This is a genomic window from Hydrocarboniclastica marina (assembly GCF_004851605.1).
In the GTDB taxonomy this organism is placed as follows: domain Bacteria; phylum Pseudomonadota; class Gammaproteobacteria; order Pseudomonadales; family Oleiphilaceae; genus Hydrocarboniclastica; species Hydrocarboniclastica marina.
The window spans coordinates 192,305-215,949 of the sequence record NZ_CP031093.1; the positions used below are offsets into that span (position 1 = coordinate 192,305).

The 23,645-nt window shown below is 60.7% G+C and carries 21 protein-coding genes; 6 read left to right on the plus strand and 15 right to left on the minus strand.

Annotation, left to right across the window (positions count from 1 at the left end):
• Nucleotides 1–51 precede the first annotated feature (51 nt).
• Nucleotides 52–636: a YqaA family protein gene (locus soil367_RS00910; protein WP_136546018.1), complete on the plus strand. Its 585-nt coding sequence runs from the start codon at nt 52–54 to the stop codon at nt 634–636.
• On the opposite strand, the gene soil367_RS00915 is transcribed toward soil367_RS00910, so the two are convergent.
• Genes soil367_RS00915 through soil367_RS00950 form a run of 8 tightly spaced genes read right to left on the minus strand, consistent with a single transcriptional unit; the run spans nt 633 to nt 7,804 of the window.
• Nucleotides 633–2,390 carry a complex I subunit 5 family protein gene (locus tag soil367_RS00915; RefSeq protein ID WP_136546020.1) on the minus strand — a complete coding sequence of 586 codons (1,758 nt, stop codon included), beginning with the start codon at nt 2,388–2,390 and terminating at the stop codon, nt 633–635. The two genes, soil367_RS00910 and soil367_RS00915, sit on opposite strands and share 4 nt — an antisense overlap.
• On the minus strand, nt 2,387–3,883 hold the full coding sequence (locus soil367_RS00920) for a complex I subunit 5 family protein (protein WP_136546022.1): 1,497 nt from the start codon (nt 3,881–3,883) through the stop codon (nt 2,387–2,389). The genes soil367_RS00915 and soil367_RS00920 overlap by 4 nt, the downstream gene beginning before the upstream one ends.
• Complete coding sequence (locus tag soil367_RS00925) at nt 3,880–5,349, minus strand: complex I subunit 5 family protein (RefSeq protein ID WP_136546024.1); 1,470 nt, start codon at nt 5,347–5,349, stop codon at nt 3,880–3,882. Before soil367_RS00925 ends, soil367_RS00920 begins: the two co-directional genes overlap by 4 nt.
• Nucleotides 5,349–5,669, minus strand: a complete 321-nt coding sequence (locus tag soil367_RS00930) for an NADH-quinone oxidoreductase subunit K (protein ID WP_136546026.1) — start codon at nt 5,667–5,669, stop codon at nt 5,349–5,351. The genes soil367_RS00925 and soil367_RS00930 overlap by 1 nt, the downstream gene beginning before the upstream one ends.
• Nucleotides 5,666–6,640: a hydrogenase subunit MbhD domain-containing protein gene (locus tag soil367_RS00935; RefSeq protein WP_136546028.1), complete on the minus strand. Its 975-nt coding sequence runs from the start codon at nt 6,638–6,640 to the stop codon at nt 5,666–5,668. Before soil367_RS00935 ends, soil367_RS00930 begins: the two co-directional genes overlap by 4 nt.
• Complete coding sequence (locus soil367_RS00940) at nt 6,640–6,966, minus strand: cation:proton antiporter (RefSeq protein ID WP_136546030.1); 327 nt, start codon at nt 6,964–6,966, stop codon at nt 6,640–6,642. The genes soil367_RS00935 and soil367_RS00940 overlap by 1 nt, the downstream gene beginning before the upstream one ends.
• Complete coding sequence (locus soil367_RS00945) at nt 6,963–7,295, minus strand: MrpF/PhaF family protein (RefSeq protein WP_136546032.1); 333 nt, start codon at nt 7,293–7,295, stop codon at nt 6,963–6,965. The genes soil367_RS00940 and soil367_RS00945 overlap by 4 nt, the downstream gene beginning before the upstream one ends.
• Nucleotides 7,292–7,804, minus strand: coding sequence for a Na+/H+ antiporter subunit E (locus soil367_RS00950; RefSeq protein WP_136546034.1), 513 nt, complete (start codon nt 7,802–7,804; stop codon nt 7,292–7,294). The genes soil367_RS00945 and soil367_RS00950 overlap by 4 nt, the downstream gene beginning before the upstream one ends.
• Before the next feature lie 191 nt (nt 7,805–7,995).
• Between soil367_RS00950 and soil367_RS00955 the strand changes: the two genes are divergently transcribed.
• Entirely contained in the window at nt 7,996–9,081 is a 1,086-nt protein-coding gene (locus tag soil367_RS00955; RefSeq protein ID WP_136546036.1) for an endonuclease/exonuclease/phosphatase family protein, read from the plus strand.
• 173 nt (nt 9,082–9,254) lie between these two features.
• Complete coding sequence (locus soil367_RS00960; RefSeq protein ID WP_136546038.1) at nt 9,255–10,889, plus strand: methyl-accepting chemotaxis protein; 1,635 nt, start codon at nt 9,255–9,257, stop codon at nt 10,887–10,889.
• 47 nt (nt 10,890–10,936) lie between these two features.
• Here soil367_RS00960 and soil367_RS00965 read toward each other — a convergent pair whose 3' ends face one another.
• From soil367_RS00965 to soil367_RS00985, 5 genes are all read right to left on the minus strand, one after another.
• Nucleotides 10,937–14,077 carry an efflux RND transporter permease subunit gene (locus soil367_RS00965; RefSeq protein WP_136546040.1) on the minus strand — a complete coding sequence of 1,047 codons (3,141 nt, stop codon included), beginning with the start codon at nt 14,075–14,077 and terminating at the stop codon, nt 10,937–10,939.
• On the minus strand, nt 14,070–15,416 hold the full coding sequence (locus soil367_RS00970) for an efflux RND transporter periplasmic adaptor subunit (protein ID WP_172962235.1): 1,347 nt from the start codon (nt 15,414–15,416) through the stop codon (nt 14,070–14,072). The genes soil367_RS00965 and soil367_RS00970 overlap by 8 nt, the downstream gene beginning before the upstream one ends.
• A 4-nt stretch (nt 15,417–15,420) precedes the next feature.
• Entirely contained in the window at nt 15,421–16,884 is a 1,464-nt protein-coding gene (locus soil367_RS00975) for an efflux transporter outer membrane subunit (protein WP_136546044.1), read from the minus strand.
• Nucleotides 16,885–17,088: 204 nt separating this feature from the next.
• Nucleotides 17,089–18,075: an oxygen-dependent tRNA uridine(34) hydroxylase TrhO gene (gene trhO / locus soil367_RS00980; protein ID WP_136546046.1), complete on the minus strand. Its 987-nt coding sequence runs from the start codon at nt 18,073–18,075 to the stop codon at nt 17,089–17,091.
• Nucleotides 18,076–18,196: 121 nt separating this feature from the next.
• Nucleotides 18,197–19,810 (minus strand): L,D-transpeptidase family protein, encoded by a 1,614-nt coding sequence (locus tag soil367_RS00985; protein WP_172962236.1) that lies wholly within the window; start codon nt 19,808–19,810, stop codon nt 18,197–18,199.
• 421 nt (nt 19,811–20,231) lie between these two features.
• On the opposite strand from soil367_RS00985, the gene soil367_RS00990 reads away from it, so the two are divergent.
• Complete coding sequence (locus soil367_RS00990) at nt 20,232–20,438, plus strand: cold-shock protein (RefSeq protein WP_136546050.1); 207 nt, start codon at nt 20,232–20,234, stop codon at nt 20,436–20,438.
• A 388-nt stretch (nt 20,439–20,826) separates the two neighbouring features.
• Nucleotides 20,827–21,420, plus strand: a complete 594-nt coding sequence (locus soil367_RS00995) for a hypothetical protein (RefSeq protein WP_136546052.1) — start codon at nt 20,827–20,829, stop codon at nt 21,418–21,420.
• Nucleotides 21,421–21,439: 19 nt separating this feature from the next.
• Here soil367_RS00995 and soil367_RS01000 read toward each other — a convergent pair whose 3' ends face one another.
• Both soil367_RS01000 and soil367_RS01005 read right to left on the minus strand, forming a co-directional pair.
• Nucleotides 21,440–22,147: a DnaJ domain-containing protein gene (locus tag soil367_RS01000; RefSeq protein WP_246065453.1), complete on the minus strand. Its 708-nt coding sequence runs from the start codon at nt 22,145–22,147 to the stop codon at nt 21,440–21,442.
• Between the two features lie 68 nt (nt 22,148–22,215).
• Nucleotides 22,216–22,914: a vWA domain-containing protein gene (locus soil367_RS01005; protein ID WP_136546054.1), complete on the minus strand. Its 699-nt coding sequence runs from the start codon at nt 22,912–22,914 to the stop codon at nt 22,216–22,218.
• 239 nt (nt 22,915–23,153) lie between these two features.
• Here soil367_RS01005 and soil367_RS01010 point away from each other — a divergent pair, with 239 nt between their 5' ends.
• Nucleotides 23,154–23,612: a CopD family protein gene (locus soil367_RS01010; RefSeq protein WP_136546056.1), complete on the plus strand. Its 459-nt coding sequence runs from the start codon at nt 23,154–23,156 to the stop codon at nt 23,610–23,612.
• Nucleotides 23,613–23,645 lie beyond the last annotated feature (33 nt).

Consider the following 23,645-nt stretch of genomic DNA (forward strand, 5'->3'; position numbering starts at 1 on the left):
GGCGGCGTTGAAACGGAAAGGCGGCTTTAAAAAAGAAAGGAGTCTTTGGATATGGCAGAAGGGAAGCGCAGGGTCAAACACTGGCTGGACAGGCTGGCCCGCTCACGTCACGACCTGACATTGATCGCCACGATCTCGTTTATGGAGGCGATCATCGTGCCGATTCCGCTGGAGTTGGTGCTGATACCCTACATGCTGAAAGATCGCCAGCGGGCCTGGGCGATCGCAGCCGCCGCCCTTGCCGGTTGCCTTGTGGCGGCGTTAATCGGGTACTTTGTAGGCCTTGCGCTGTTTGAGTCGGTGGGGCGCTGGTTGCTCGAAGTGCTGCAATATACCGAGCAGTATCAGACCTTCCAGGACAGGTTTGAACAGAACGGTTTCTGGGCCATTATCCTCGTCGGTGTTGTGCCGATACCTTTTCAGGTGGCGATGCTTGTGGCAGGTTCAGCCGGTTACTCGCTTCCCCTATTCATGCTGGCGTCAGCCATCGCGCGGGGCATACGCTACTTCGGTCTGGCCCTTCTGGTTGAGCTCGTCGGCGATCAGGCGCTCGCCCTGTGGAATAGACACTCCAGACTCGTGGGCGGAGCCCTTCTCATCGTTGCGCTCGTGGCCTTCTATTTTATGCTGCGCTAGCTGGCCAGGTCAGGCGCCACCAGAGCCAGCAGGTAAAAGACAACCAGTATCGCAAAGGTTAAACCGGCCTGGGCCCGAAGGTACTGTTCGGCGGCCAGCACTCTGGCGCCGCCGGCCAGCAGGCGGGCCCCCAGCCGCCGGCTGGCATCGATGACGTACATCTGAACCCTGCCCAGCCGCATTGCAATGCCCGCAAGACCGTGCAAGCACCTTCGCCAGAGCTTACCCAGCGGTACGATCAGGTCCCCGGCCGGCACTACAACTGCTCTGATCCCCAGGATAAGTGCCACGCCCGCCAGCAGAAGCCCCAGTGCGGGTGGCCAGAGGAAGTCTACAGGCTTGCTCAGCCCCGTGGTCAGCCCGACAAAGAAGCTCAGAGAATCCGGGCTTGCGGGCATATTTGCAGGACGGGGCAGGCACCAGATCAGCAGCAGGCAGGCAAAGGAGGTGCTAAGCCAGCTCCATAAAAGGCCCCGGACGGGCCTGGCGCTACCCCACTGTCGTCTGAGGCACCAGCTATAGCGTGCCACCAGTAAGGTCGTCGCCACCGCAGCAGCACTCAGAAGCGTGGCCAGAGACGGCCCGATCGCCAGCGGAATATCGGCCTGGTGCAGCGCGGTCTTGAATGCACCCTTGGCGGCCGCGCCACTGGTCAACACCAGGCCAGTGAGCGACAGGCCCGGCAGCCACACCCCGACCCAGAAGAGCCAACGTGGCCACGCACCGGCATGGGCAGCGGTGCCGGCGCTGAGAAACAGCGCGCCTTTGGTCAGGCCGTGGTGCATTGCGTAGAAAACGACCGACGCCATGAGAGTAGGCCAGGCCTCCGGCGCCGCTAGTCCAGCGCCGACCACCACCGTTATCAGGCCCATCTGGCTGATGCTTGAGTAGGCCAGCACTGCTTTGGGTTGTTGCTGACACACGCCCAGCAATGCGGCCCCGAACGCAGCCACGAGCCCGGCAACAATGACGGCCAGGCCCCAACCCGGTAGCACAGCCTCACCGCCGGGCAGCGTGTACAGCCAACCGAAAAGTCCCGCCTTGATCATGGCCCCGCTCAGCACGGCGCTGGCGGGGGTAGGCGCTGCCGGATGGGCCAGGGGTAGCCAGAGGTGGAGCAAGGCCGCACCGGCTTTGACGCCGAAACCGGTGAACAGCAGTGCAATGACCGTATCCCGGTACGGTGAGACGGCCACGGCGGCGGGAACATCGCCAAGGAGCGTCAGCCTTTCCGGCGCGGCCGCCATGATCAGGCCGGCCAGCAGCGCCATTTCCCCCAGCAACGCCATGATCATATACACCCGGCCCGCCTCGAGCGCCGCCGCGTCACGGTTGTGCGCGACCAACCCATACGCCGCAAACGTCATCAACGCGAACAGTGAATAAAAACTGGCGATATCCAGGGCGATGATCAACCCCAGGTTGCCGGCCAGGCTGAGCAGCCAGAACAGGGCAAAATGGTCCGGGCGATCGTCGCGGGTAAAGTAGAACAGGCTGTAGACGCCCGACAGCGTCCACAGGAGGCTGGAAAAGCCGAGGAACGTCCGCCGCAGGTCGTCTATGGCCCAGGTCGCGCCCTCCAGCAGCCATGGCATCTGCAAGGCCTGCTCATCGCCCACCAGGGCCAACAGCAGTCCCGGCAGCCCCGCAAACGGGATTGAGTACAGCAGATGCGCCCGTAATGGTCGCCAGAAGAAACCGAGGCTCAGCAGCAGCGGCAGCCCCACCGTCATGGCTAGCAGAGCCTGTGTCATGGCGCATACTCCCGCGCCGCAAAGTACTCAGCCCAGGCCAGGGGGCTGATCGGCATGGCTGCAAGCAGGCCGGCGAGAATGACGAATAAGGTTGTCACCAGCGGTGGCAGTAGCAGCCACAGGTTTGTTTCGTAGCGGCCCAGGCGCTTTTCGTCCGGCCAGGGGCCATTCTGGCACCGGAACCAGAGACGGTGCACCAAGGGCAGAAAATAGGCGCCGTTCAGCAGGCTGCTGAGGATCAACACAGCAATGACCCAGGGCATGCCTGCTTCCAGCGCACCCAGGCCCAGGTACCACTTACTGATGAACCCGGCCAGCGGGGGCAGGCCAATCATCCCCAGGACACCGACCGTAAAAGCCAGGCTGGTCAGGGGCATGCGGCGCCCAGCGCCGTCCAGTTCTTCAATCCTGTGGATGCCCAACGTTTCGGCAAAATTACCGGCGCAGAAGAACAGCGTGACTTTCATAATGCCCTGGTGAAGCAGGTGGACCACTCCGCCTATCGTCCCCAGCGGGCCCATCAGGCTGACCCCGAGAATGATGTACGAGACCTGGCTGACGGTCGAGAACGCCAGGCGACGCTTGAGATCGCTTTGGCTCAACGCCCGCAATGACCCGTAAATAATAGTGAAAGCGGCAAGCCAGGCGAGGGGCACCAGCAGGTTGTGAGCACTGGCGAAGCTGACACCGAAAATATCGTAGATAACCCGGACAATGCCGAATGCGCCTGCCTTGACGACGGCGACCGCATGCAGGAGCGCGCTGACCGGCGCGGGTGCGACCATAGCCTGGGGCAGCCAGCCGTGCAGCGGCACGACCGCTGCCTTGACGCCGAGGCCGCCAATCAGAAGTGCAAAGATCCAGAACAGTGCCGGATCCGGCTGGCCCGTAAGTGCGGCGTAATGGCCGCCGTGAACAAAGTTGAGGTCGCCGGCGATACTGTGGAGCCAGACCACGGCGAACAGCAGTACCATTCCCCCGGTCAACGTGTACGCAAGGTAATTGCGCCCCGCTCTCAGCGCACTTTCCGTGCCCCGATGAACCACCAGAGGGTAGGTCGAAAGTGTCAGGATTTCATAGAAGAGCAGGAAGGTGAACAAATTCCCTGCCATGGCGATGCCCAGCGTGCTGGCCACACACAGGCTGAAAAAACCGAAGAATCGGCTGCGATTGGGTGAGTGCTCAAGATAACCGATGGCATAGACGGTCGTGCAGAGCCAGAGTACGGACGAAAGCCCGGCAAAGATGACCGCCAGGGCATCGGCGCGCAGAACAAAATCCACGTCTGGGGTGATGCTGAAACGGGTCTCGTAATCGTAGCCCTGGTAAACGCCCCAGAGCATAACGCACACCAGGATGACTTTCAGAATCGCCGCGCCAAGGTTGAGAAAGCCACGGGTGACATGCCGCTGCTCCGGCAGCAGGAAGATCACCACCCCTGCCGTCACCGACGTTGCCAGAATCATCACCGGCAGCCAGAAACTGAACGTCATGGTGAGCCTCCTTCCGCTACGATAGCGAAAAGCCGTAGCGGCTCGGCGGCCCACAGTCCCAGCAGCACCGAGCCCAGAGAAAGACTCATGGGCACCGCTTCCATCCAGCGCGAGGGATGATTAAAGACGTCATCCTCGGGGCCTTCCTCGAAAGACTGGCGGAAAACGCGAAAGATATAAGCGGCTGTGGCCAGTCCCCCGAGCAGAATCACCGCAGCCCATACTGCCTTGCCGCTGGCCAGCGCGCTTTGCAGCAGTAGCCACTTGGCCGTGAAGCCGCCGCTGGGTGGCAGGCCCATGAGTGTGACGCCAGCCAGCCCAAAACTGAACAGAGAGATCGGTCGAAAGCGGCTGATGCCGGTCAGGCCGGCCACGCTGTCCCGGCCGAGGGACACGACCAGATTGCCCGCAGCGAGGAACATGCCGGCCTTCGCCAGGCCGTGGGCGAGCACCAGTAGCATAACCCCCTCTTCGGCTTTGCGGGCGGCCTCAACACCGGCGCCTGCAAGTAGCGGGAAGAGCAGAAAAAAGTAGCCGATCTGGGCGACGGTCGAATAGGCAACGACCAGTTTCAGTTTGTGCTGGCGCAGTGCGGCCCAACTGCCCCAGAAAATGGCGATCGCGCCAAGCAGCCCCAGGGCATTGGCGGAAAGCGTTGCTGGCAGCGCATCGCCCAGGTCAAGCCAGAGCCGGGCCAGGGTGTAAAAGGACGCCTTGATGACCAGTGCCGACAGCAAGGCACTGACAGGCGGCAGGGCACCGCCATGAGCCGGCGGCAACCAGCCGTGTAGAGGGAAAAGCGCGGTCTTGAACACCAGCCCAACAGTCATGAGGCCAAGCGCCACTGCAGTCGTAAGCCCAGGTGCAACCTGCTCGGCCAGTTCAGGCAATACCAGTGTGCCGTAGCCGCCGTAGAGCAGCGCCACGCCCAGCAGGTACATCAGGGAGCCGGCAAGGGCTGCCAGCAGATACCGCAATGCGGCAGACAGTGCCTGCGGTTCGCCGGTTATCGCCACCAGCCCTACGGCGCAAAGCCCGACCAACTCCAGGCTGACATAGAGATTAAAGACATCTGCTGAAAGCCAGACGCTGTTGAGGCCTGCCCAGAGAAACCAGTACAGGGGCCAGAAATAGCGCTGGAATGCATATCGATCGCGCAGATAAAGATGTGCATGAAGCGCGCAGGTCGATGCGATAACGGCGGTCAGAACGAGAAAACACAGCGCCAGCCCATCCAGATGCAGGGCGATGCCAAGGGGTAGGGGCCAGCCCCCCGGGACATACAGTATTCCGCCGTAGGTGCGCACCTGCCACCAGAGCAGGATAGTGACGGAAAGCTGAAGTATAGCGCCGACAGCCGTCAGTCCGATCCTGGCGCGACCGGGCCAGAGCAGGCTGAGTACCATCCAAAACAAGGGGATGACGACAGCGGCGGCAAGCAGAGGGGCCGTCCATATGGCTGCCATCAGGATGGTTCCTGATCGTTGGTCTGGCGCTCTGTCTCCAGGGTGGCGGAACCCGTCGCCTGGAACCAGCGGCGCAGGAGTACCAGCGCCAGCGCGGTGGAACCGAAGGCGACAACAATGCCGGTGAGCACCAGCGCTTGTGGTACGGGGTCCGCCTGGCCGTCGGTTTGGCCTAATCCGACCAGTATCAGAAAGGTGCCGCTGGCCATGACATTGAACGCCAGCAGCTTGCGCAGGAGGTGCGCCACCGTGGCAAAAGTGTACAGACCCAGTGCAACCAGGACGGTCCCGCCGAGGGCGTAAAGTAGCGCGGCGTTCATCGTCCGGCGCTGCCGTTGTTGGCAGTAGGCGGCGCTGCGCTGAACAGGCTCAGCAGCGTGATCCCGATCGAAAGAGCCAGAAGCGCCTCCACTGCCATGATGGTGGCGCCGGCGGATTCGGGTCGGTAGCTGAACAGCGGCAGGCCCAGTAAAGGGCCGCTCAGACCGGCCAGCAGGAAGGCCAGAAAGCCTGTGGACAACGCAATCCGGAGCCCAGGGCCGGGGCCCTCCAACGGTAGGCCGAACCCCGAAAGCCGCAGCAGTACACCGCTGGCGGCGAGCACCGCGCCGGCCTGAAACGCGCCCCCAGGCTGCTTGCTACCGGCCCAGAAAATGTAGGTGGCGACCATGAGCATGACCGGCACCAGCCACACCACTAGTGCATTCAGAACCGGGTCGGACAGTTGATGCAGCGGCGGTGGCGATGCATGGGCGTCGGGCTTGAGCGCGAGGCCGATAAACGCGGTGACGGCCAGCACGGAGATTTCCAGAAAGGTGTCGTAGCCTCGGAAGTTCAACAGCACGGCTGTGACCTCGTGGCTCACTCCGCTCAGGCCCATGGCGTTCTCCAGGGCATTCGCCAGCCGGGGTGAGGGTTCCGTGGAATGCCACAGCGCCGTAATCAGAAGTGCCATGAAGCCAAAGCAGAGCCCGCCAGCAGCCACCGGAAGCGCGCGCTCCGGGGCGCGTTCAGGGTCGCGCATCTGGCTGACCGCATCCAGCAGCAACGCCCCGGCAAGCCCTGCGCCGATGGCGGCTTCTGCAAGGGCAAGGTCGGGTGCATGCAGGCGTACCCAGACCACGGACAGCAGCAGGCCGAAAGCTATAAACACCACAACTGCACGGAATAGATCGCGCGAATGCAACGCGGCTGCAGCGGTAACCACCAGCGCGAGCGTGAGCAGGGCGTCGAGCCACAGGGACAGGTCCAGCCAGGACGACAGATCAAGCCATTGCGTCAGGTTAGGCATCAGCGTTCGCCCCGGCCTTCGGCGGCCTCGGCTTGCCGGTCCGGACCAGCCCGCAGGTAACTGGCGTTGGCCACAAGGTAGGCAACCGTCGTGCTGGCACCGAGGGTCAGCAGCCAGATCAGCACAAGTTTGAGCCCAACCGCGACACCGGATACGCCGGGCATCAGCCCGAGAATGATCAGGCCCAGGCCGAGATTGTCCACTTTGGTGAGCGCGTGTAACCGGGTGAAGGTATCGGGCAGCCGCAGCAGACCGACCGTTCCAACAATAAAAAAGACGGTGCCCGCCAGTAGCAGCATGATCTGTAACAGGACTATCCAGCTCATAACGGATCGCCCTTCCGGGCCGGTGCCTGATCTTCGGCTTGCAGCACTGATTCGGGGGCAGAGTGCGAACGTCGGAACCGGGCGACAAACGCTACGGTCGACATCACCGCCAGCAAAGCCAGGACCAACGCGACATCGCGCAGGGCGGGCATTTGCTGAAGCTCGCTCAGCACCAGCAACACCGCAACGCCGGTTGTGCCGAACAGCTGTGTGGCGAGCATCCGGTCGCCGAGGTCCGGCCCCCGCCATATGCGGTACAGCCCAAACATGACGGTTGCAACAAGAACGAGCCCTACCAGGGCGAGGGTCCACTGCAGCCCGGCGTTCATGACTGACTCCGCTGGGGTAGCCAAAAGATAGGGCCGATACGCGCTTCCATCGCCCGGACGTGTTCGTCGATGGCGTCGTCGCGGTTGAGGCAGTGTAGGACAAGTTCGTCCTCTTCGATTGCCACGCTTAACGTGCCCGGTACCAGGCTCAGCGCCTGGACCAGTAGCCAGCGTGATCGGTCGGCGGGTAACGCTAGCGGTACACGGACGAATGTCGGCGTTATGGGCAGGGCGGGGTGCAGGATCCTGCGGCCGACATCGAAACCGGCCAGCAACGAACGCGCGAGAAAATAACCAATGAACAGAACGAGTTTCCAGGGGTTGATCTGGCGTGACCTTGGGGGTGCCAGATACAGGCTGAAACATACTGCGATGGCGACCGCTATCAGCCCGACAACCACTGCCGCCAGCTGGCCTTCGCTGATTATCCACCAGGCGGCGCCCGCAAGGAGCGCGCGTACCGTGATGGCTCGAAGCCAAATCACTCCACTGTCTTCAGTCAGCCACATCGGTCTTTTTCCCTGCCGGATGATGCTACATTACCCGAATGGGGCGGCAGACTTAAACACCCCGACCCTTGCGGGCCGAACAGCCCGACCAATTTAATTCAAACGTAATCAAGCCATTGCATGGGTAGAGGTCGGTTCGAGCAACGCCGGTTGACCTGCAACCGCTTTGGCTGTGTCAGAGGTTTTGGCCTATGTTGTTCTGGATCCTGGCCGGTTGTACCGTCCTGATTGCGTTGTCGACACTGGCATCCATTCTCACCCACGAAGGCTGGTGGGTACGCGTACACGATTTTCCCCGGCTGCAGCTGGCCGCCATTTCGGCGCTCATCGCCCTGCTTGCGATCGGTCTGCTCGACAGAACTTCGGTGCCGACCTGGGTGCTCGTGATCGCCAATGCTCTATGCATGCTCTACCAGGGCTGGTGGATTCTGCCGTACACCCGCCTGGTACCTACCGAAGTACACCGCGCCGCGCCAGGCTCGCGGGACAATGCGATACGGGTGCTCAATACCAACGTGCTGACCCCCAATCGCCGGGCCCGGCAGCTATTGGACATCATCCAGGACAACAACCCCGACATCGTTGTCGCCCTGGAGACCGACCGCTGGTGGCAGACCCAGCTCGACGCCCTGGATGCGGACTATCCCTACAGTCTCAAGTGCCCGCTCGACAATCTCTACGGCATGCTGGTCTATTCACGCCTGCCTTTTACGGATCAGAAAATACAGTATCTGGTGGAGGATCAGGTGCCGTCGGCCCATGCCCTGGTAACATTGCCATCCGGTGCCCAGGTACAGTTTCATGCGCTGCACCCCGCGCCGCCGAGTCCCACCGAAAACGAGGCATCCACCGAGCGTGACGCGGAGCTGGTCATAGTGGGCCGCGCAGCAGCTGAAGCCCGCTACCCGACCATAATCAGCGGTGACCTTAATGACGTCGCCTGGTCCGCCACGACCCGACTGTTCAGGAAAGTCAGCGGTTTACTGGACCCGCGTGTGGGTCGGGGCATGTTCAACACGTTTCACGCCAGCTATCCATTTATTCGCTGGCCGCTGGATCACCTGTTCCACAGCGACCACTTTACGCTGGTGCAGATGAAGCGCCTGCCGTTCTTTGGCTCTGATCATTTTCCCATCCTGGTGGAGCTGGCGCTTCAGCCACAGTACGGTAAAGACCAGCCACAGCCAGAAACAGATCAGGATGATCGCCGCTGGGCCAGCGAGAAGGCGGCAGAGGAAGAGGTCGCTAAAACCGACGTTCATCGGCCCGGCGAATAGGGACGTTAATAATTTTGATAACGATTCCCGACTGACTAACTTGTGTTAAAAAGTCGCGATCACCTTTACGGGAGCCCGGCTGACTACTATAAAAATAGGTGATGTTGCAAATTTCCTGTTCGTTCACGGGTCGCAGCAGACTGTCTTTATAGTTGTCTTACAGGCTTTCACGTATGCATTGGTTCAGTAATCTCTCCTTCAGGCAGAAGCTCCTGCTCCCCTTGGGCACCGTCATCCTGGTAACCCTGGTGGTAAGCTGGCTCAACGTTTCCTCCATCAGCGCGATGAATACGTCGGCCCATCGGATGACAAAAGTCTTCCTGCCTGCGGTTGAGCTGGTGCTGGAGGCTGACCGGGACCTTCATCAAGCCCTCATTGCCGAACGCGCGTTGCTTGAGAGTCAGCCTGGGACAGAGGAATTTCGTAAATACGAAGCCAGCCGTCGTGAAAACATTGGCCAGGTCGAGAAACGCATGGCCCAGGTTGATGGGCTGGCAGACATGGCCGAGGTCGAATCACTGCTCGCCGATTTTGGCAGCCAGTTCAATCGCTGGAAAATGCTTACTGATACCGTGTCCGAAGCTGCTGCTGACGATAGGCAAGCAGGGCTCCAGCTGAGTTTCGGCGACGCTGAGGCGGGCTTCGACCTCGCTCGTGGCACCATGGATCAGCTGACCCAGCTGCTGCATGCAGAGGCCGAGAGAGAAGGCCGAGTAGTCAACACGCAGGGCGATTTTGTAGTGACCAGCCAAGCGGTTGGCAGCGCCATTATCCTGGGCCTGCTGATGCTCGTGGCCATCGTTTTACCGCCTCTCGTGACCCGTGTTGTCAAAGCCATTCGTGACCGCGTGGAGGACATTTCCCGGGGTGATGGCGACCTGACCCAGCGTATCAACCTGAACTCCCGCGACGAGCTTGGACAATTGGCAGCCAGCTTCGACCGTTTCATGGAAAAACTGCAGAAAATCATCGGTGATGTGGCCGGGTATACCCGCGAGGTTTCGGCTGCAGCCCAGGAGCTCTCGGTGATATCTGACGACAATAATCGTCTGGTGACTCAACAGCACAGCTCGGTCGACATGGTGGTGACGGCAGCCAATGAGATGTCGTCGGCCATTCAGGATGTTGCCCGCAGTACCGCCGAGGCGGCCAGCGAATCCAGGGATGCAGACAAGCATAGTCAGTCAGGCAAACGCCAGATCCAGCAGACCATTGGTGCGATGACCGGTCTGCGCGAAAGTGTTGAGGACGCCAGCGAAGTTATCACGAAGCTGGCCACGGACGCGCGCCAGATTGCCTCGGTATTGAGCATCATCCAGGGTATTGCCGAGCAGACTAACCTGCTGGCATTGAACGCGGCCATTGAGGCGGCCCGGGCTGGCGAGCAGGGCCGTGGCTTTGCTGTGGTTGCCGATGAGGTACGCACGCTTGCCAGCCGCACCCAGCAGTCGACCCGTGACATCGAACAGACGATTGAGCGGCTGCAGTCGGGCGTAGAAGGCGCTGTAGCGGCGATGCAGGCGGGTTCCGTCAAGGCGGACACGACGCTCTCGGAGGCCCGTCAAGCCGAGGAGTTACTGACAGCTATCGCCGTCTCAGTACAGCGCATCAATGACATGAGCCTGCAGATCGCGAGCGCCGCGGAGCAACAGAGCACGGTGACTGAAGATATCAGCGAAAACATGGTATCGATTGGCGACCAGTCCCGCCAGATCGCCACCTCAGCCGAGCAGACCTCAGGCGCCAGCGCCGAGCTGGCCCGTCTTGCGACGCAGTTGCAGGACACTGTTGGCCAGTTCAAGGTCTGACCCCGCCGCCGTTCCGGCTCTTGCCGGAACGGCGGTCATGCCCTTCCTCAGATTTGCTCCAGGTCTACTATTGAGCGGGATGGCTGCGCTGCATCAGCCTCGTTGGCAGCGCGCCCACCGAACAGCGCTTTGACGTCCTCCAGAATCAGATAGACGCAAGGCACCAACAGCAACAGAATCGCCGTCGCCACCAGAATGCCGAAGCCCAGGCTGATAGCCAAGGGGATCATGAAGCGCGCCTGGCGGGAGGTTTCGAAGATCATGGGCGCCAGTCCGCCGAAGGTGGTCATTGTCGTCAACAGAATGGGGCGGAAGCGTCTCACCCCCGCGAGATAGATGGACTCAAGCGCGCTCAAGCCCTCTTGTCGGCGGCGGTTGGCATAATCGATCATGACCAGGGAATCGTTGACCACAATACCGCCCAGGGCAATCATGCCCATGATGCTGATCAGGCTTAAGCTATAGCCCATTACCACATGGCCGAGAATGGCACCGACCACGCCGAAGGGAATGGCAAACATAATAATCAGCGGTTGACTGTAACTACGGAACGGGATGGCCAGGAGGGCATAAATGCCCAGCAGGGCGAGCGTTACCGACTGGAAAAAGCTGTCGACAGCGTCGCGCATGTCGGCCTGGCGCCCCTCGAAACTGTAGGCGAGCCCGGGAAAATCTTTTTGCAATGCCGGCATCAGCTTGTCGGTCAGCGTCGCCAGTACCTGGTTGGTTTGTCCTACCGGCTCCACGTTGGCGCTGACAGTCAGAGTGCGACGGCCATCCTGGCGGGAAATACTGCTGAGCGCGCGGCCAGGCACGATATCCGCGACTTCCGCCAGCGGTACATATTTGCCTTGGGGCGTCTGCAGCATGAAGCCTTCAATCATGACTTCGCTCTGCTTCTCGCCGCCTGGCAGACGGACCCTCACTGTGACCTCGTTACGCCCGCGTAGCAACGTCAGTGCTTCTTCGCCCAACACGGCGGCCCGGACCTGGCGGCCAAGGTCATTTGCGCTAAGACCCAGTGCCGTGCCGGTTTCATTGAGCGTAAGACTCCACTGACGCTTGCCGGGCTGGTAGCCGTCATCGACATCGCTGACACCGGCAACGGTTTCCAGCCGCTCCGCCAGCGCCTGGGAAGCCGCCGCCAGTACTTCCGTGTCGGGATGGCTGATATCAACCGTAACCGCAGCCCCGCCCCCCGGGCCGCCACGGTCAGATGAGAAACGCACGTAATCGACACCGGTTACCGGTCCTGTCACGGCACGCCAACGCTGGGCGAACTCGCCCGTAGACAGGGGCCGCAGGTCCGGTGGTGTGAGGTAGACGCGCACCTCAACCGTTGAGCCCTCGATTTCCGCGTATATGCCCTGGCTCAGATCATCGCCACCGGTCTGGTCAATCAGTTCCTGGGCCGCCCCAACCAGCTGGTCGCGCACCCGCGTCAATTCGCTCATGGGCGTGCCTTCGGCCATTACCGCTGTAGCCTCTGCCTGGTCGTTCTCAACCCGCGGCATCAGGGTGAAGCCCAGCCGGCCACTGAAGGCATAGGACAACGTGACCACAAGGATGGCGACGCAACAGGCGACCGTGAAATAGCGCACGCGGATTGCCCGGGACAGGAAAGGACCGTACACCCTCTCTACCAGTCGGGAAAAACCGTTGCTGAACGTCTGCTGGATGCGGTGCAGGCGCGCTGTGATCGGGTTGCTATGCCTGTCGCGCACATGGCCCAGGTGCGCCGGCAGAATCACCAGTGCCTCAAGCAGTGAGATGGCGAACACCGTGCTCACAACCGCTGGAATCACCGCCCAGAGCTGGCCAAAACCACCGGGCATGAACATGAGCGGCATGAAGGCCACAATGTTTGTCAGCACTGCGAAAATGATCGGTACGGAGATCTCCCGGGCACCTAGCACGGCGGCTTCGGCAAAGCTGTACCCGCGCTGGCGGTACTCATAGATGTTTTCCCCGGCGACAATGGCATCGTCCACGACAATCCCGAGCGCGACAATAAAGGCGAACAGCGAGATCATATTGATCGATACGCCCATGCCAGGCAGAAACAGAAGCGCGCCCAGAAATGAAGTGGGAATCCCGACCGTTACCCAGAACGCCAGTTTGAATTCAAGAAACAGGGTCAGCAGTAAAAACACCAGAAGCAGCCCCAGAAAACCGTTTTGCAGGAGCAATTGCAGGCGTTGCTGATAGACTTCCGAGCGATCGCTCTGGACTGCGTACTGGAGCGCTGGGGGATACTCCCGCATGATTTCAGGCAGGGCCTCGCGCACGGCCTTCGATACGCTCTGGGGTGTCTGTTCGCCCACTCTCAGCACGCCGATTTCCAGCGCGGGGTAGCCATTGAAGGTTGAGATTTCCTCCCGCTGGACTTCAAAACCGTCGCGCAGGGTTGCGATATCGCCTAGTCGAATCAGGGTGCCATCGGCACCGGTCACCACGGGCACGCTGGCGAAACCTTGGGCGTCTTCCCGACGGCTGTGGACCTGCAATAGCAGATCACCGCTGACCGTTTCTACCGAGCCGGCCGAGCGATCCCGGGCGTTAACGGAAACGGCCGCCGCAACTTGCTCGAAACTCAGCCCCAGGCGCCTGAGCTGGCTTTCGTCGATTTCAATGTGAATTTCGCGGGCGGGTACAGACTCGAGCTCGGCTCGAGTAATTTCGGGCAGCAGCAGAAGCCGGTCGAGAATCTGTTCGCTGGCGTTTCGCAGCGTCTGATCACTCACGTCGCCGTAGATGACCAGATCCAGCACATCCGGATACCACCGGTGAAGCGTTACGCTTGGCTGTTCGGCGTTATCCGGAAAGGTCTCGATACGATTGACCTGCTGCTCGACGTCCTGATAGACCTGTTGCGTTTGAGCGCCGGTTACGAGCTCAAGCGTAACCTGACCGCTGCCCTCCCGGGCTACTGACGAGATCTGCTCAATACCCGGGATGCCGCGTACGGCTTCCTCAATCGGGAGTATTACGCCCTGTTCGATCTGTTCAGGTGTTGCGCCAGGGTAAGACACGGCGACACTGATGGAGTCGACCTGGAATTCCGGGAAAACCTCCTGGGTTATCTTTGTGCTCATGAAGATCCCGCCGAAGATCAGCACGATCATTAGCAGGTTGGGGCCGACCCTGTGGCCAACGATATGATCGAGCCAGCCTTTGGGGTCAGCCATGAGCACGCACCCCTGCGTCTGTCGCTTCGGCGCCGGAATCAGCGCGGTCTACCGAAGGCGGCCCGTCGCTCGCGGCGCTGTCAGTGTGCGCTTCTGTGCGCAACGGCATACCCTCGGCGGGTGTCGACAGACGGCTGGTGATGACGCGGTCGCCGGCGTCCAGGCCGGCGCTGATGAGGACCGCGTTATCATCGCGGTAGAGAACTTCCACGGGTCGGATCTCAAGCGCATCGTCATCATTCATGACCCACACGCTGTTGCCCTCCCGCAACCATCGGGGCTCAAGCACGAAGACATCGCTAAAGCGCCTTCCTTCAATGTCCGCGCGCATGAAAGAGCCGAGTAGCAACTGCGGCTCGCGTTTTCCGGGAAAGGCTTCTTCCTGCAGCGCCAGCGGGTCGTCAACCGCGACCAGTACACGGGCCAGATTACCTTCAGCTTCGAGCTCCTGCAGCACCCGAACAACGTACCCCGGGCGAGTTTCGCCCGGGCGCCAGACCCCGGGATGACTTAACTGAACCTGCGCCGGCTCGCGTCCACCAGGCGATGTGTCCAGCCAGCCCAGGCGGTCAGCGCCTACGAGCACTTCTATCCACCAGGTTTTTACCCCGACCAGGCGGGCCAGCTCCGTGCTGGTGCTGACCTGGGAGCCGAGTGCCACGGATCGACCCGTAACGAGCGCGTCAAAAGGCGCCTTCACCGTTGCGCGCTCAAGGTCCAGGCGCGCTTCGGCCAGTCGGGCTTCAGCGGCCTCCACCGCGGCACGGGCAATGCGCAATTGTGGCCGTCGCAGCACCAGATTCTCTGCCTCGCCGAGGCTCGACTGACCGCCTCGGGCGCTGGCATCTTCGGTGAGCAGTTCGAATTCACGACGCGCTATGGCCTGCTGGCCCTGTTCCAGTGCCAGGTTGGCTTCGGCTTCGGCCAATGCACTCTCGGCCTGCGTCACGGCAGATAGATAAGAAAGGTCCTCCAGCTTCAGCAGCTGTTCACCTGCCTCGACTGTAACCCCGGGCTCGAGCCGCGGTGACAGGGCCTCGACGGCGCCGCTGACCTGGGCCTGTATGGACAGGCTGCGGGAGGGTATCAGTGTGCCCCAGCCGGTGATTATGGGCTGATAATCCTGCAGCTGTGGCACCGCCACGTCGACCAGGCGAGCCTCCCGCTCGGGGGTGGGGCGGGACCCGGCAATAGGCGCGGTCTGAAGGAATGAGCGAGCAATAAACACCGCGACCACCAGGACCAGCAGTGCAACCAGACCCTGGATAATATAAGCCCGCCGGGAGCGCGGACCATCGGCGCTGTGGGGGCTCGGCAGGGTTTCATCTGATTCGGTCATGGGTTCAGTCTCGGGAGTCATCGGCTTGTTGTGTCCAGTATCCGGCCAGAGCCCTGTTCAGAGCCACACGGTCCTGCATGAGTTCATAGGCAAGCGCGACGCGCTGCCGCTCGAGGGACTGCACGCTGGTGAGGGTCGACAATACATCGAGGTAAGCAGCAGCCCCCTGGCGATAACGGAATGTCAGTTGCTCCAGGGCTGCCTGCGCCAGCTCCAGCTGAACCTCAAGATGGGCCAGCATGCCCTGATCCCGCCTCTCGGCTAACAGTGCGGACTCCACTTCCTGCAGACCTTCCAGTACCGTCTGCCGGTAATCGGCCAGGGCCAGGTCGCGCGCCGCGCCGGCTTGCTCCACCTGAGCCCGCAGGTTACCACCATCAATCAGGGGGGCGGTCAGACCGGCAGTGAGGGACGCCAGCCAGTTCTCGAAAAGCGCACCCGGGCGACTGGCGGTGGTTTCCAGGTCCACGCCCAGGTTCAGTCTTGGATACTGGGCGCTGACCGCACGGGCGAGAGCTGCATCAGCCGCTTCAAGGCGGGCAAAGGCTGCCTGGATATCAGGCCGCTGCTGCAGCCACAGTAGTGGTACGCCGGTAGCCGGGAGCGGCGGCAGCATGGGCTCGGTTCGGGCGCCGGGCTCGATCTTTCTGGTCGGTGTCTGGCCCGTCAGTATGGCGATCTGCTGGGTCAGAAGCCCGGCCTGGGCCTGGCTCTGCAGCAGCTGGCTTTCAGTCTGGGAGACGAGCTGTTGTTGTCGAAGCAGCTCGTCGATGTCCGATTGGCCGTTCAGAAACCGTAGCCGGATCAGTTCGGCTATGCGTTGGTTGGTCCCCTTCTGATTGCTCAAGAGCTCAAACGTCGCGAGTTCCTGCTGCAGTTCGAAATAACGGTTTGCCAGCTCGGCCGTCAGGCTGATCGCGGCTGTGTGAAGGTCGTTTTCTACAGCGACCAGCTCGGCCTCGGCACTACGAACGCCCGCGTCGATGCGCCCCCAGAGATCAACCTCATAGGCTGCCGCGAGCCCGAGCCCGTATCGCTCGCTGGAAGCAGTACCATCGGCCCGGCTGACTCCCGCCTGGGCAGAGGCATCAAGTTTGGGGATGCGTTCCGCCCCAGCCTGCGCCGCCAGCGCCCGGGCTCTCGCTAGCCGGGCCTGGGCGGCTGCGAGGCTGAAATTGTCGGCAAGGGCCAGGGCTTCGAGGCGATCCAGCGCAGGGTCGTCGAATACCTGCCACCATTGCAACGGCAGCACCTGCTCGCCAGAAGCAGAAAATTGCGCCGGTAGCTCAATCGGCGCAAGGGGCGCCTCGGCGGGTGGCGCCCCGGCACAGGCCTGCAGTACCAGGGTCACGGCGGCCACGGCCAGCGCCGCTAGCATCCGTAGATGAACCAGGAACAGAGGACCAACGGGCGCAGGTGATGACGGGTTCACCGTCGAGGCAAAAGCTTCAGTTTTCGTGAGCGGCATAATGCAAGTGTTTCAAGTGGGACATGGCGTAAAAACATACCGGCGATAAAAAGGATACCGGGCGGATGCCGTCGAAGTGAGGAAACAATTAGGAAAGGGCTTCGACCGGAAAGGCAGCCTGTAGTTCGGCCCTGTGGCGGGAAAAGAGTTCGCATGGGCCGGGCAATCTGGCCCGGGCCCCATGCGGTACGGGCGTTAGTCCGGTCAGTCTGTGAGTTGCTTTTCCTGCTGCAGCCGTACGGCCTTTTTGGCTTGGCGCCGCTGCTCAATCACCGCCGCCGCCTCAGCACCAACATGGGCCTCGCCGCGCAGCCGCGCCAGCTGGATCTGGCGTTCGCGCTCGGCAAAACGCTGCTTCTGGGAGGCACTGGCCTTGTCGTAGCAATGGTGGCAACTGATGCCCCTCTGATAGAACTCGCTCTGCTTGTCGTCTTCTGTAATGGGCATGCGGCAGGCGTGGCACTGGTCGTAATTGCCGCGCTCCAGGTTCTGGTTGACGGTCACTCTGTCGTCAAAAACGAAACACTCCCCCTCCCAGAGCGACTCGCTGGCCGGAACGTCTTCCAGGTATTTGAGAATGCCGCCCTGCAGGTGGTAGACCTCGTCGAAGCCCTGCTCTTTGAGGTAGGCCGTCGATTTCTCGCAGCGTATGCCGCCGGTACAGAACATCGCAACCTTCTTGTGTCGCAAAGGGTCAAGATGCTCTTTCACGTAGTCGGGGAACTCCCGGAACGTTGCGGTTGCCGGATTCACCGCATTTCTGAAGGTGCCGATCTGAACCTCGTACTCATTACGGGTATCGATCAGAAGCACTTCAGGGTCGGATATCAGGTCATTCCAGGCGTTTGGTTCAACGTAAGTACCGACACTGCGAAGGGGATCAATACCCTCAACGCCCAGGGTCACGATCTCGCGCTTGAGTTTGACTTTCGTACGCTTGAACGGCAGCTCATCCACATAGGAATGCTTGTAGTCGATCCCTTCAAATCGACTATCCCGACTGAGCCAGGATTTCAGGTCAGCTATGGCGTCTTCGGTGCCTGCAACCGTGCCGTTTATCCCCTCCCGGGCCAGTAGCAGGGTGCCGCGGATACCGCGGGTCTCCATCAGGTCGCGCAACGGTTGGCGAAGAGCCTCGAAGTTTTCGAGGGCGGTAAACTTGTAAAGCGCGCACACCACAATGTGGGGCATAAGGCATCCTCCTGCAGGCCGGAGCGTAAATCCGGAGCGTTAAAATTGTGCGGATTTTAAACAATGGCGCCGGCGGAGGCCAGTGCCAATAGCCCGTCGCTTGTCGCCGCCAGGCCCGAGCCTACGGCTCGGCTTTGAGCGCGGTAGCCACCGCTGTATCGCGGTTGAGGCTATCGCTGCGGAAATGGATGGTGCCGTCGCTATCAGCCCAGCTAGTCAGGTACTGCACGTGAAGCGGAACCGGCTGCTCCATATAATGGGTTTCGGATTGGGGAGGCTCGTCCTCCCCCGCATGCGTTTTCTGGCGGGTCCAGCCCTGCTGGTGCTTGAGCAGGCCGTCGACCAGTTCTGCAGCGGCTTCGACCTGAATACAGCCGAACGTCGTCTCTGTCATTGTGCTCAGGACTCCGGCAGACGGTGCACCGTGTAGCAGGGGGCCGCTGCCCATAGCGGACATGAATTTGACCTCGCCCAGAGCATTCTCGCGCCCGGGGGGCTGGACCAGGCGGCTGCCTGTAGCCGGCTCTGAAGCCCAGTCTTCTGCCGTGACATCCCGTTTCGACAGGCTCATACCCCAGCCCTTGTGCAGTTCGACGGGCAGTTGGGTGAGTTGGCCGCGTTTACGCAACGCCGAAAGCAGCGCAAAGTTCGGATTGTCTGGTCCGACCGACCATTCAGGGTTCAGCACCAGGTAGTGGATGTGGTCACTGAATACTGGTCGGTTCTGGCATGCGGTCGTCAGACGTGCCGGCGAGCTGAGCAGGATCTGGCCGTTACTCACAAGGTCGAGTCTCTGGTCGGCCGCGTTGACCCGGATATGGGGGTCGCCCAGGCGCTCGGGCAACCAGCGCCATCGCTCCATGTTGACCTCTATCTGTGCTAATCGGTCCTGAAGGGGCGTGTTAAGCGCTGCAATAGTAGCCGATCCGATCAGACCGTCCGCCTGGAGGCCGTGCCGTGCCTGAAACCGGCTCACTGCCGCAAGTAGATCGGTTTCGTAGGTGGGTGGGCGACTGGCTGCAGGGGATTCTGTCTGGCGCGCCGCAAGATCGCCGAGCGCAACAAGCCGGGCACGTATAAGAGGCAGCCGGCTGTCGCTTTCGCCAGGTCGGATGAGCGGGCCGGTATCGATCAGGGGCCAATCCCTGCGGTCCAGGAGCTCGAGCATGCGCTGGCGCTCCTGGCGCAGCTGCTGGTATTCGGCCTGGCTCGGCCGGAACGTATTCAGGAGGGCTGCTACCGAGCCGGTTTCCACCGCCTGGGCCAATAGCGGTGCCATCTCTAGCCCATGGCGATCAGCCTGCCACTGTGCCTGCAGCGTTCGTGGGTCGACTTTGCCGGCTAGCAGGTGCGACCCGAGCATGAGGAAGGCATCAGATAAGAGTAGATCGAGGTCTGCCTTTGCCGCAGCCGGTGCGCTCAGCGTCAGCGCCTGCATCATCTGGCTCAGGGCCTGCTGATGATAGTCGCGTGGATGCAGACCTTCAGTGCCGGTGTTGTCGATGGTCTGCAACAGCTCGAGCGCCTCGGGTGTCAGCCGGTTGTCTGCGAACCACGCAAGCTTGAAGCCACGGTCCTGATAGAAAGCGCGCAATGCGTTCACGGCGAGCAGGCGTCTGGAACCGGCATCGACAGCAAAGCCCGACGCCATCGCTTCGACACGGCGGCGGACCTCTTCACGGCTGTCATCAGAAGCAAGCCCAGAAACACTGAAGCTGAGCAGGGCGATAAACACCCACAATCTCCGGGTTAGTCTTGCGACATGATGCATAGGAACCACATCGATAACTCCTGCAGTGGTGGAACCCTGACTCGGCCGATGCGCGGGCCGCAGTAGCTTGGCAAATCATACGGACGGTCCATGTTACCCAAGAACCCGACAGGGCGCAGCGTGTATAGGACTGTTCTATGGCCCGTTACCGGTTTTTGATTGTCTTATATACGCCTCGTCGCTTAAGGGGCTTGCCATCATCGAAATTGCGTGTATTATTCGAAGTGTTGGATAGATTCAGAACAGCGTATCTCATCAATAAGACGTACCGCCTCGCAGTAGAGTAGAAGTGTCCCGTCCTGTTTTTGATTAAGCTAACTCTGTATTTTTCAGCTATCGCCCTCCGGGGTAATTATATATTTGTTATTTTCAGGATTTTTAAGATATGTCTACATCTACCGGTACCGTAAAATTCTTCAACGAAGCCAAAGGTTTTGGTTTCATCACCCAGGAATCTGGTCCTGACGTGTTTGTACACTACAGTGCAATCACTGGTTCAGGCTTCAAGACCCTGGCAGAAGGCCAAAAGGTCGAGTTTACCGTTACTCAGGGCGCTAAAGGTCCTCAGGCGGAAAACGTCGTAGGCCTCTAAGTCACAACGTGGCTTAATGGCTAGGCGGCTCCGAAAGAGCCGCAAAGTATTGAAGAAAGGGACAGCCAAGGCTGTCCCTTTCTTATGGCGTGACTCTGGTGACTTCTTGCGGTTATCGTCCAGGCCAAGCCGAACAGAGCGAGTATCAGGCATTCGCGAGAAGTATCCCGCCACCCGTCTTTACCGGCAGTACGGCACTGCAGTTATAGGGCTGCTTTGTCCACTCTCCCCCTTCTAACCAAGGTTTCTTGGCGCTGCCCGGTGCGAATTACAGCCAACTGCCCTGTCTGTATCACGTCAGCAAACCCGATGACTTTAGCTGTTTGCTACCGGTGTGAGGTATGTTAGTCATTCATATTGGTGCAAAAGCTATGTAGGAGCGAAGCTCATGGATTTTCGAAAGTGCGTTCTGCGATCAGTCCTGGTTGGCATCATTGCTGTCCTGTGCGTTCCTGGGGTACAGGCGGAAGAGTCACTGAATGGCGAGGTGATCCGACGCTTTGTCGAAAGCCTTGTCGCGTTACAGCCCCTCCAGGAGAAATATCGGGATGCCGAGTGGGCGTCGGGTTCGATCGGCAAAGATGGAGCCCAGGCAAAAGAGGGGATGACGCCGATGACTGATTCGCTAGAAGCAATGAGAGGCCATGAGGCATACGACGAGTTAGCGAGTGTGGTGGAGAGCCACGGCTTCGCGAGCCCCAAAACATGGGGTCGGGTCGGGGACCGCATCATCAAGGCATACGCTGCAGCCTCTATGGAAGCGCAGCAACCTGGGTCGAGACAGCAGATGCAGCAGGCTCTGAAAGAGCTGGAAAATGCAGACCTGCCCGAGGCACAGAAGCAGATGATGAGGCAATCCATGGGTAATGCCATGGCGACTATCAAAAGCCTTACTGACGCACCGCAGGCCGACATTGACGCGGTTCAACCCTACATGGCGGAAATCGAGCGTGCGTTCGTCCAGGACTCCGTTGAGGATTAACCGTACACGCAGGACCGGATCACCCCAGCAGAAGCTTGCGGGCGGCATTGATCCGTGCAGCCAGATAGGCACTCCCGCCTCTGTCCGGGTGTAGTTTCTGGATCAGGCGGCGATGGGCCCGGGTAATCGCTTCCGGGCTTGCATCAGGTGACAGGCCAAGGATTTCGTAAGCCTCTTCGCGGGTCAGATCCGAGCTGCCCGCCGATGCTCCGGTACTGTTTTCGTGGGAGTCGTCGTCCCGGTCGTCCACACGCCATGACTCGCCAAACCGTCTATCGAGATAGGTTTCCAGCAGGCGGGCCGAGTCGCTGTCGTGCTCCCGGCAGTAATGAAGCAGTTCCATAAACTGCTGCTCTTCCAGTTGCTCCAGGCTGGTCCCCTCCAGCGGACCCTCAAGGACGCGGCCGAACATCTGGCCGGAATCGTGGTCCAGACTCATTTCGAGAATGCGCGAGGTCACGGTGGACTGCTGACCCGCTCCTGAGACCTTTTTATGACGCTGCATCAGTGCTGGCCCGAAACGCCGTACCAGTGGATAGGCCAATGCCAGCAGCAAACCTACAATGTGCAAACGCCCGGAAAGCGCCAGGTAACCGAACAGCGGTATCGCCAGGACCGCCCCCAGTTTCAGCAAAGCAATGCCACGGCCTGATGCTGGCTGCTGGCGCAGCCAGGCCCATGCCAGCAGGGCCAGCAATAGCACCAGAAAGAACGCAAAGGCTGCCAAATTTATCTCCGGATTGGGTACGACACTTTTTGCTGCAGCACCCGCGTTTTTCCGACACCCGCGTTGCTTCAGGGGCGCAGTTGCCGGGTCAGGCGTCGGACAGGTTCGCTGTTGCTGCCGGCGAGTTTTTTCAGGGCTTCCGCTCCTCCTGAGGCGTAGACCGCGACCGCCGACAGTAATTCCCGTAACACTTCGGACGCATCGGCGTCGAGCCGGGCGTATGCGCCGCCTGACAGTTTGCTTATCTGCCGGAATACGGCTTCCGCATGAGGTTCGTGCCCATCCTGGAACGCAAAGACGGGCGTACGCATCAGGCCTAACTCGCCCGCCAGCTGGCACAGGTCATCGACAGCTTCTTCGCAGCAATCACCGATGAACACCACGGCTTTGACAGGGTGGTCACGGGTGTCCGCCAGTGCTTGCTTCAGCACTCTCCGGATCTGTGTATGGCCGCCTATACAGGTGACCTGATTCATGGCTTTCAGTAAGTTATCGGTATTGTCGAGCCAGGCGGTGGCCTTGAACTCGTTAAACCCGCGGTAATAGCAGAGCTTGACCGCCAGCCCGCCCATTTGGCGGGTCGCAACGAACATCTCACTCTGGAACTGACAGGCCCGGTCCCAGCTTGGCTGGCGGCTTGCGGTGGCATCCAGGGCAAACAGCAGGCGCCCCTGGTTCCGGTTAACCCCGGGCAGCCTGGCGGCCTGCTCAATGAACTGGTCGATATCCACTTTTTTTGAACGCGGTGTCAGGTTTTTTTCGGCCATGGGCCTGGGTCCATTCAGGTTGTGGGTATTCGCCGCCGCTGTTGGCCAGTTCTGGCAGCTGCCGACCTGCCCACAGCAGTGGATGGCGGCCTTCAGCAATCAGGTCAGCTAACAATATGGCACAGAGGCGGCCCCTGGAGAACCCGGGGGCGGTCGAGCGCCGCGAGGCGGCCTGGAATTAGCCCCGCAGAGTGATATAGTGCCGCCTCAAGAGATTCCAACCAGCGACGAGATTGCCCATGAGTCTAGCTATCGCCCTACATGTTCTCTCCGCCGTGATCTGGGTCGGCGGGATGTTTTTTGCCTACATGGCCATGCGCCCTGCTGTAGCAGAAGTTGTAGACGGAACCCAGCGAGGCATTCTCTGGCGCCAGACCCTGAGTCGTTTCTTTCGATGGGTCTGGCTGGCGGTCGCGTTGCTGCTGGTCACCGGCTACTGGATGGTTTTCAGCTATTTCGGCGGAATGGCCGGCGCCGGATGGCACATCCACGCGATGCAGGGGCTCGGTCTGCTCATGGTCCTGCTTTTTCTGCATGTCTACTTCGCCCCTTTCCGCCGGCTCAAGCAGGCACTGGACCGGGGTGACCGCGATGAGGCCCAGCGTCGTGTCGGGCAGATACGCGTGTTTGTTGGCATCAACCTTATCATTGGCCTGATTGTGGTCGTCATCGGCTCGGCTGGCCGCTATCTGCAGTAGGTATCAATACTTTTCGCTACTGAAGCACTGAAA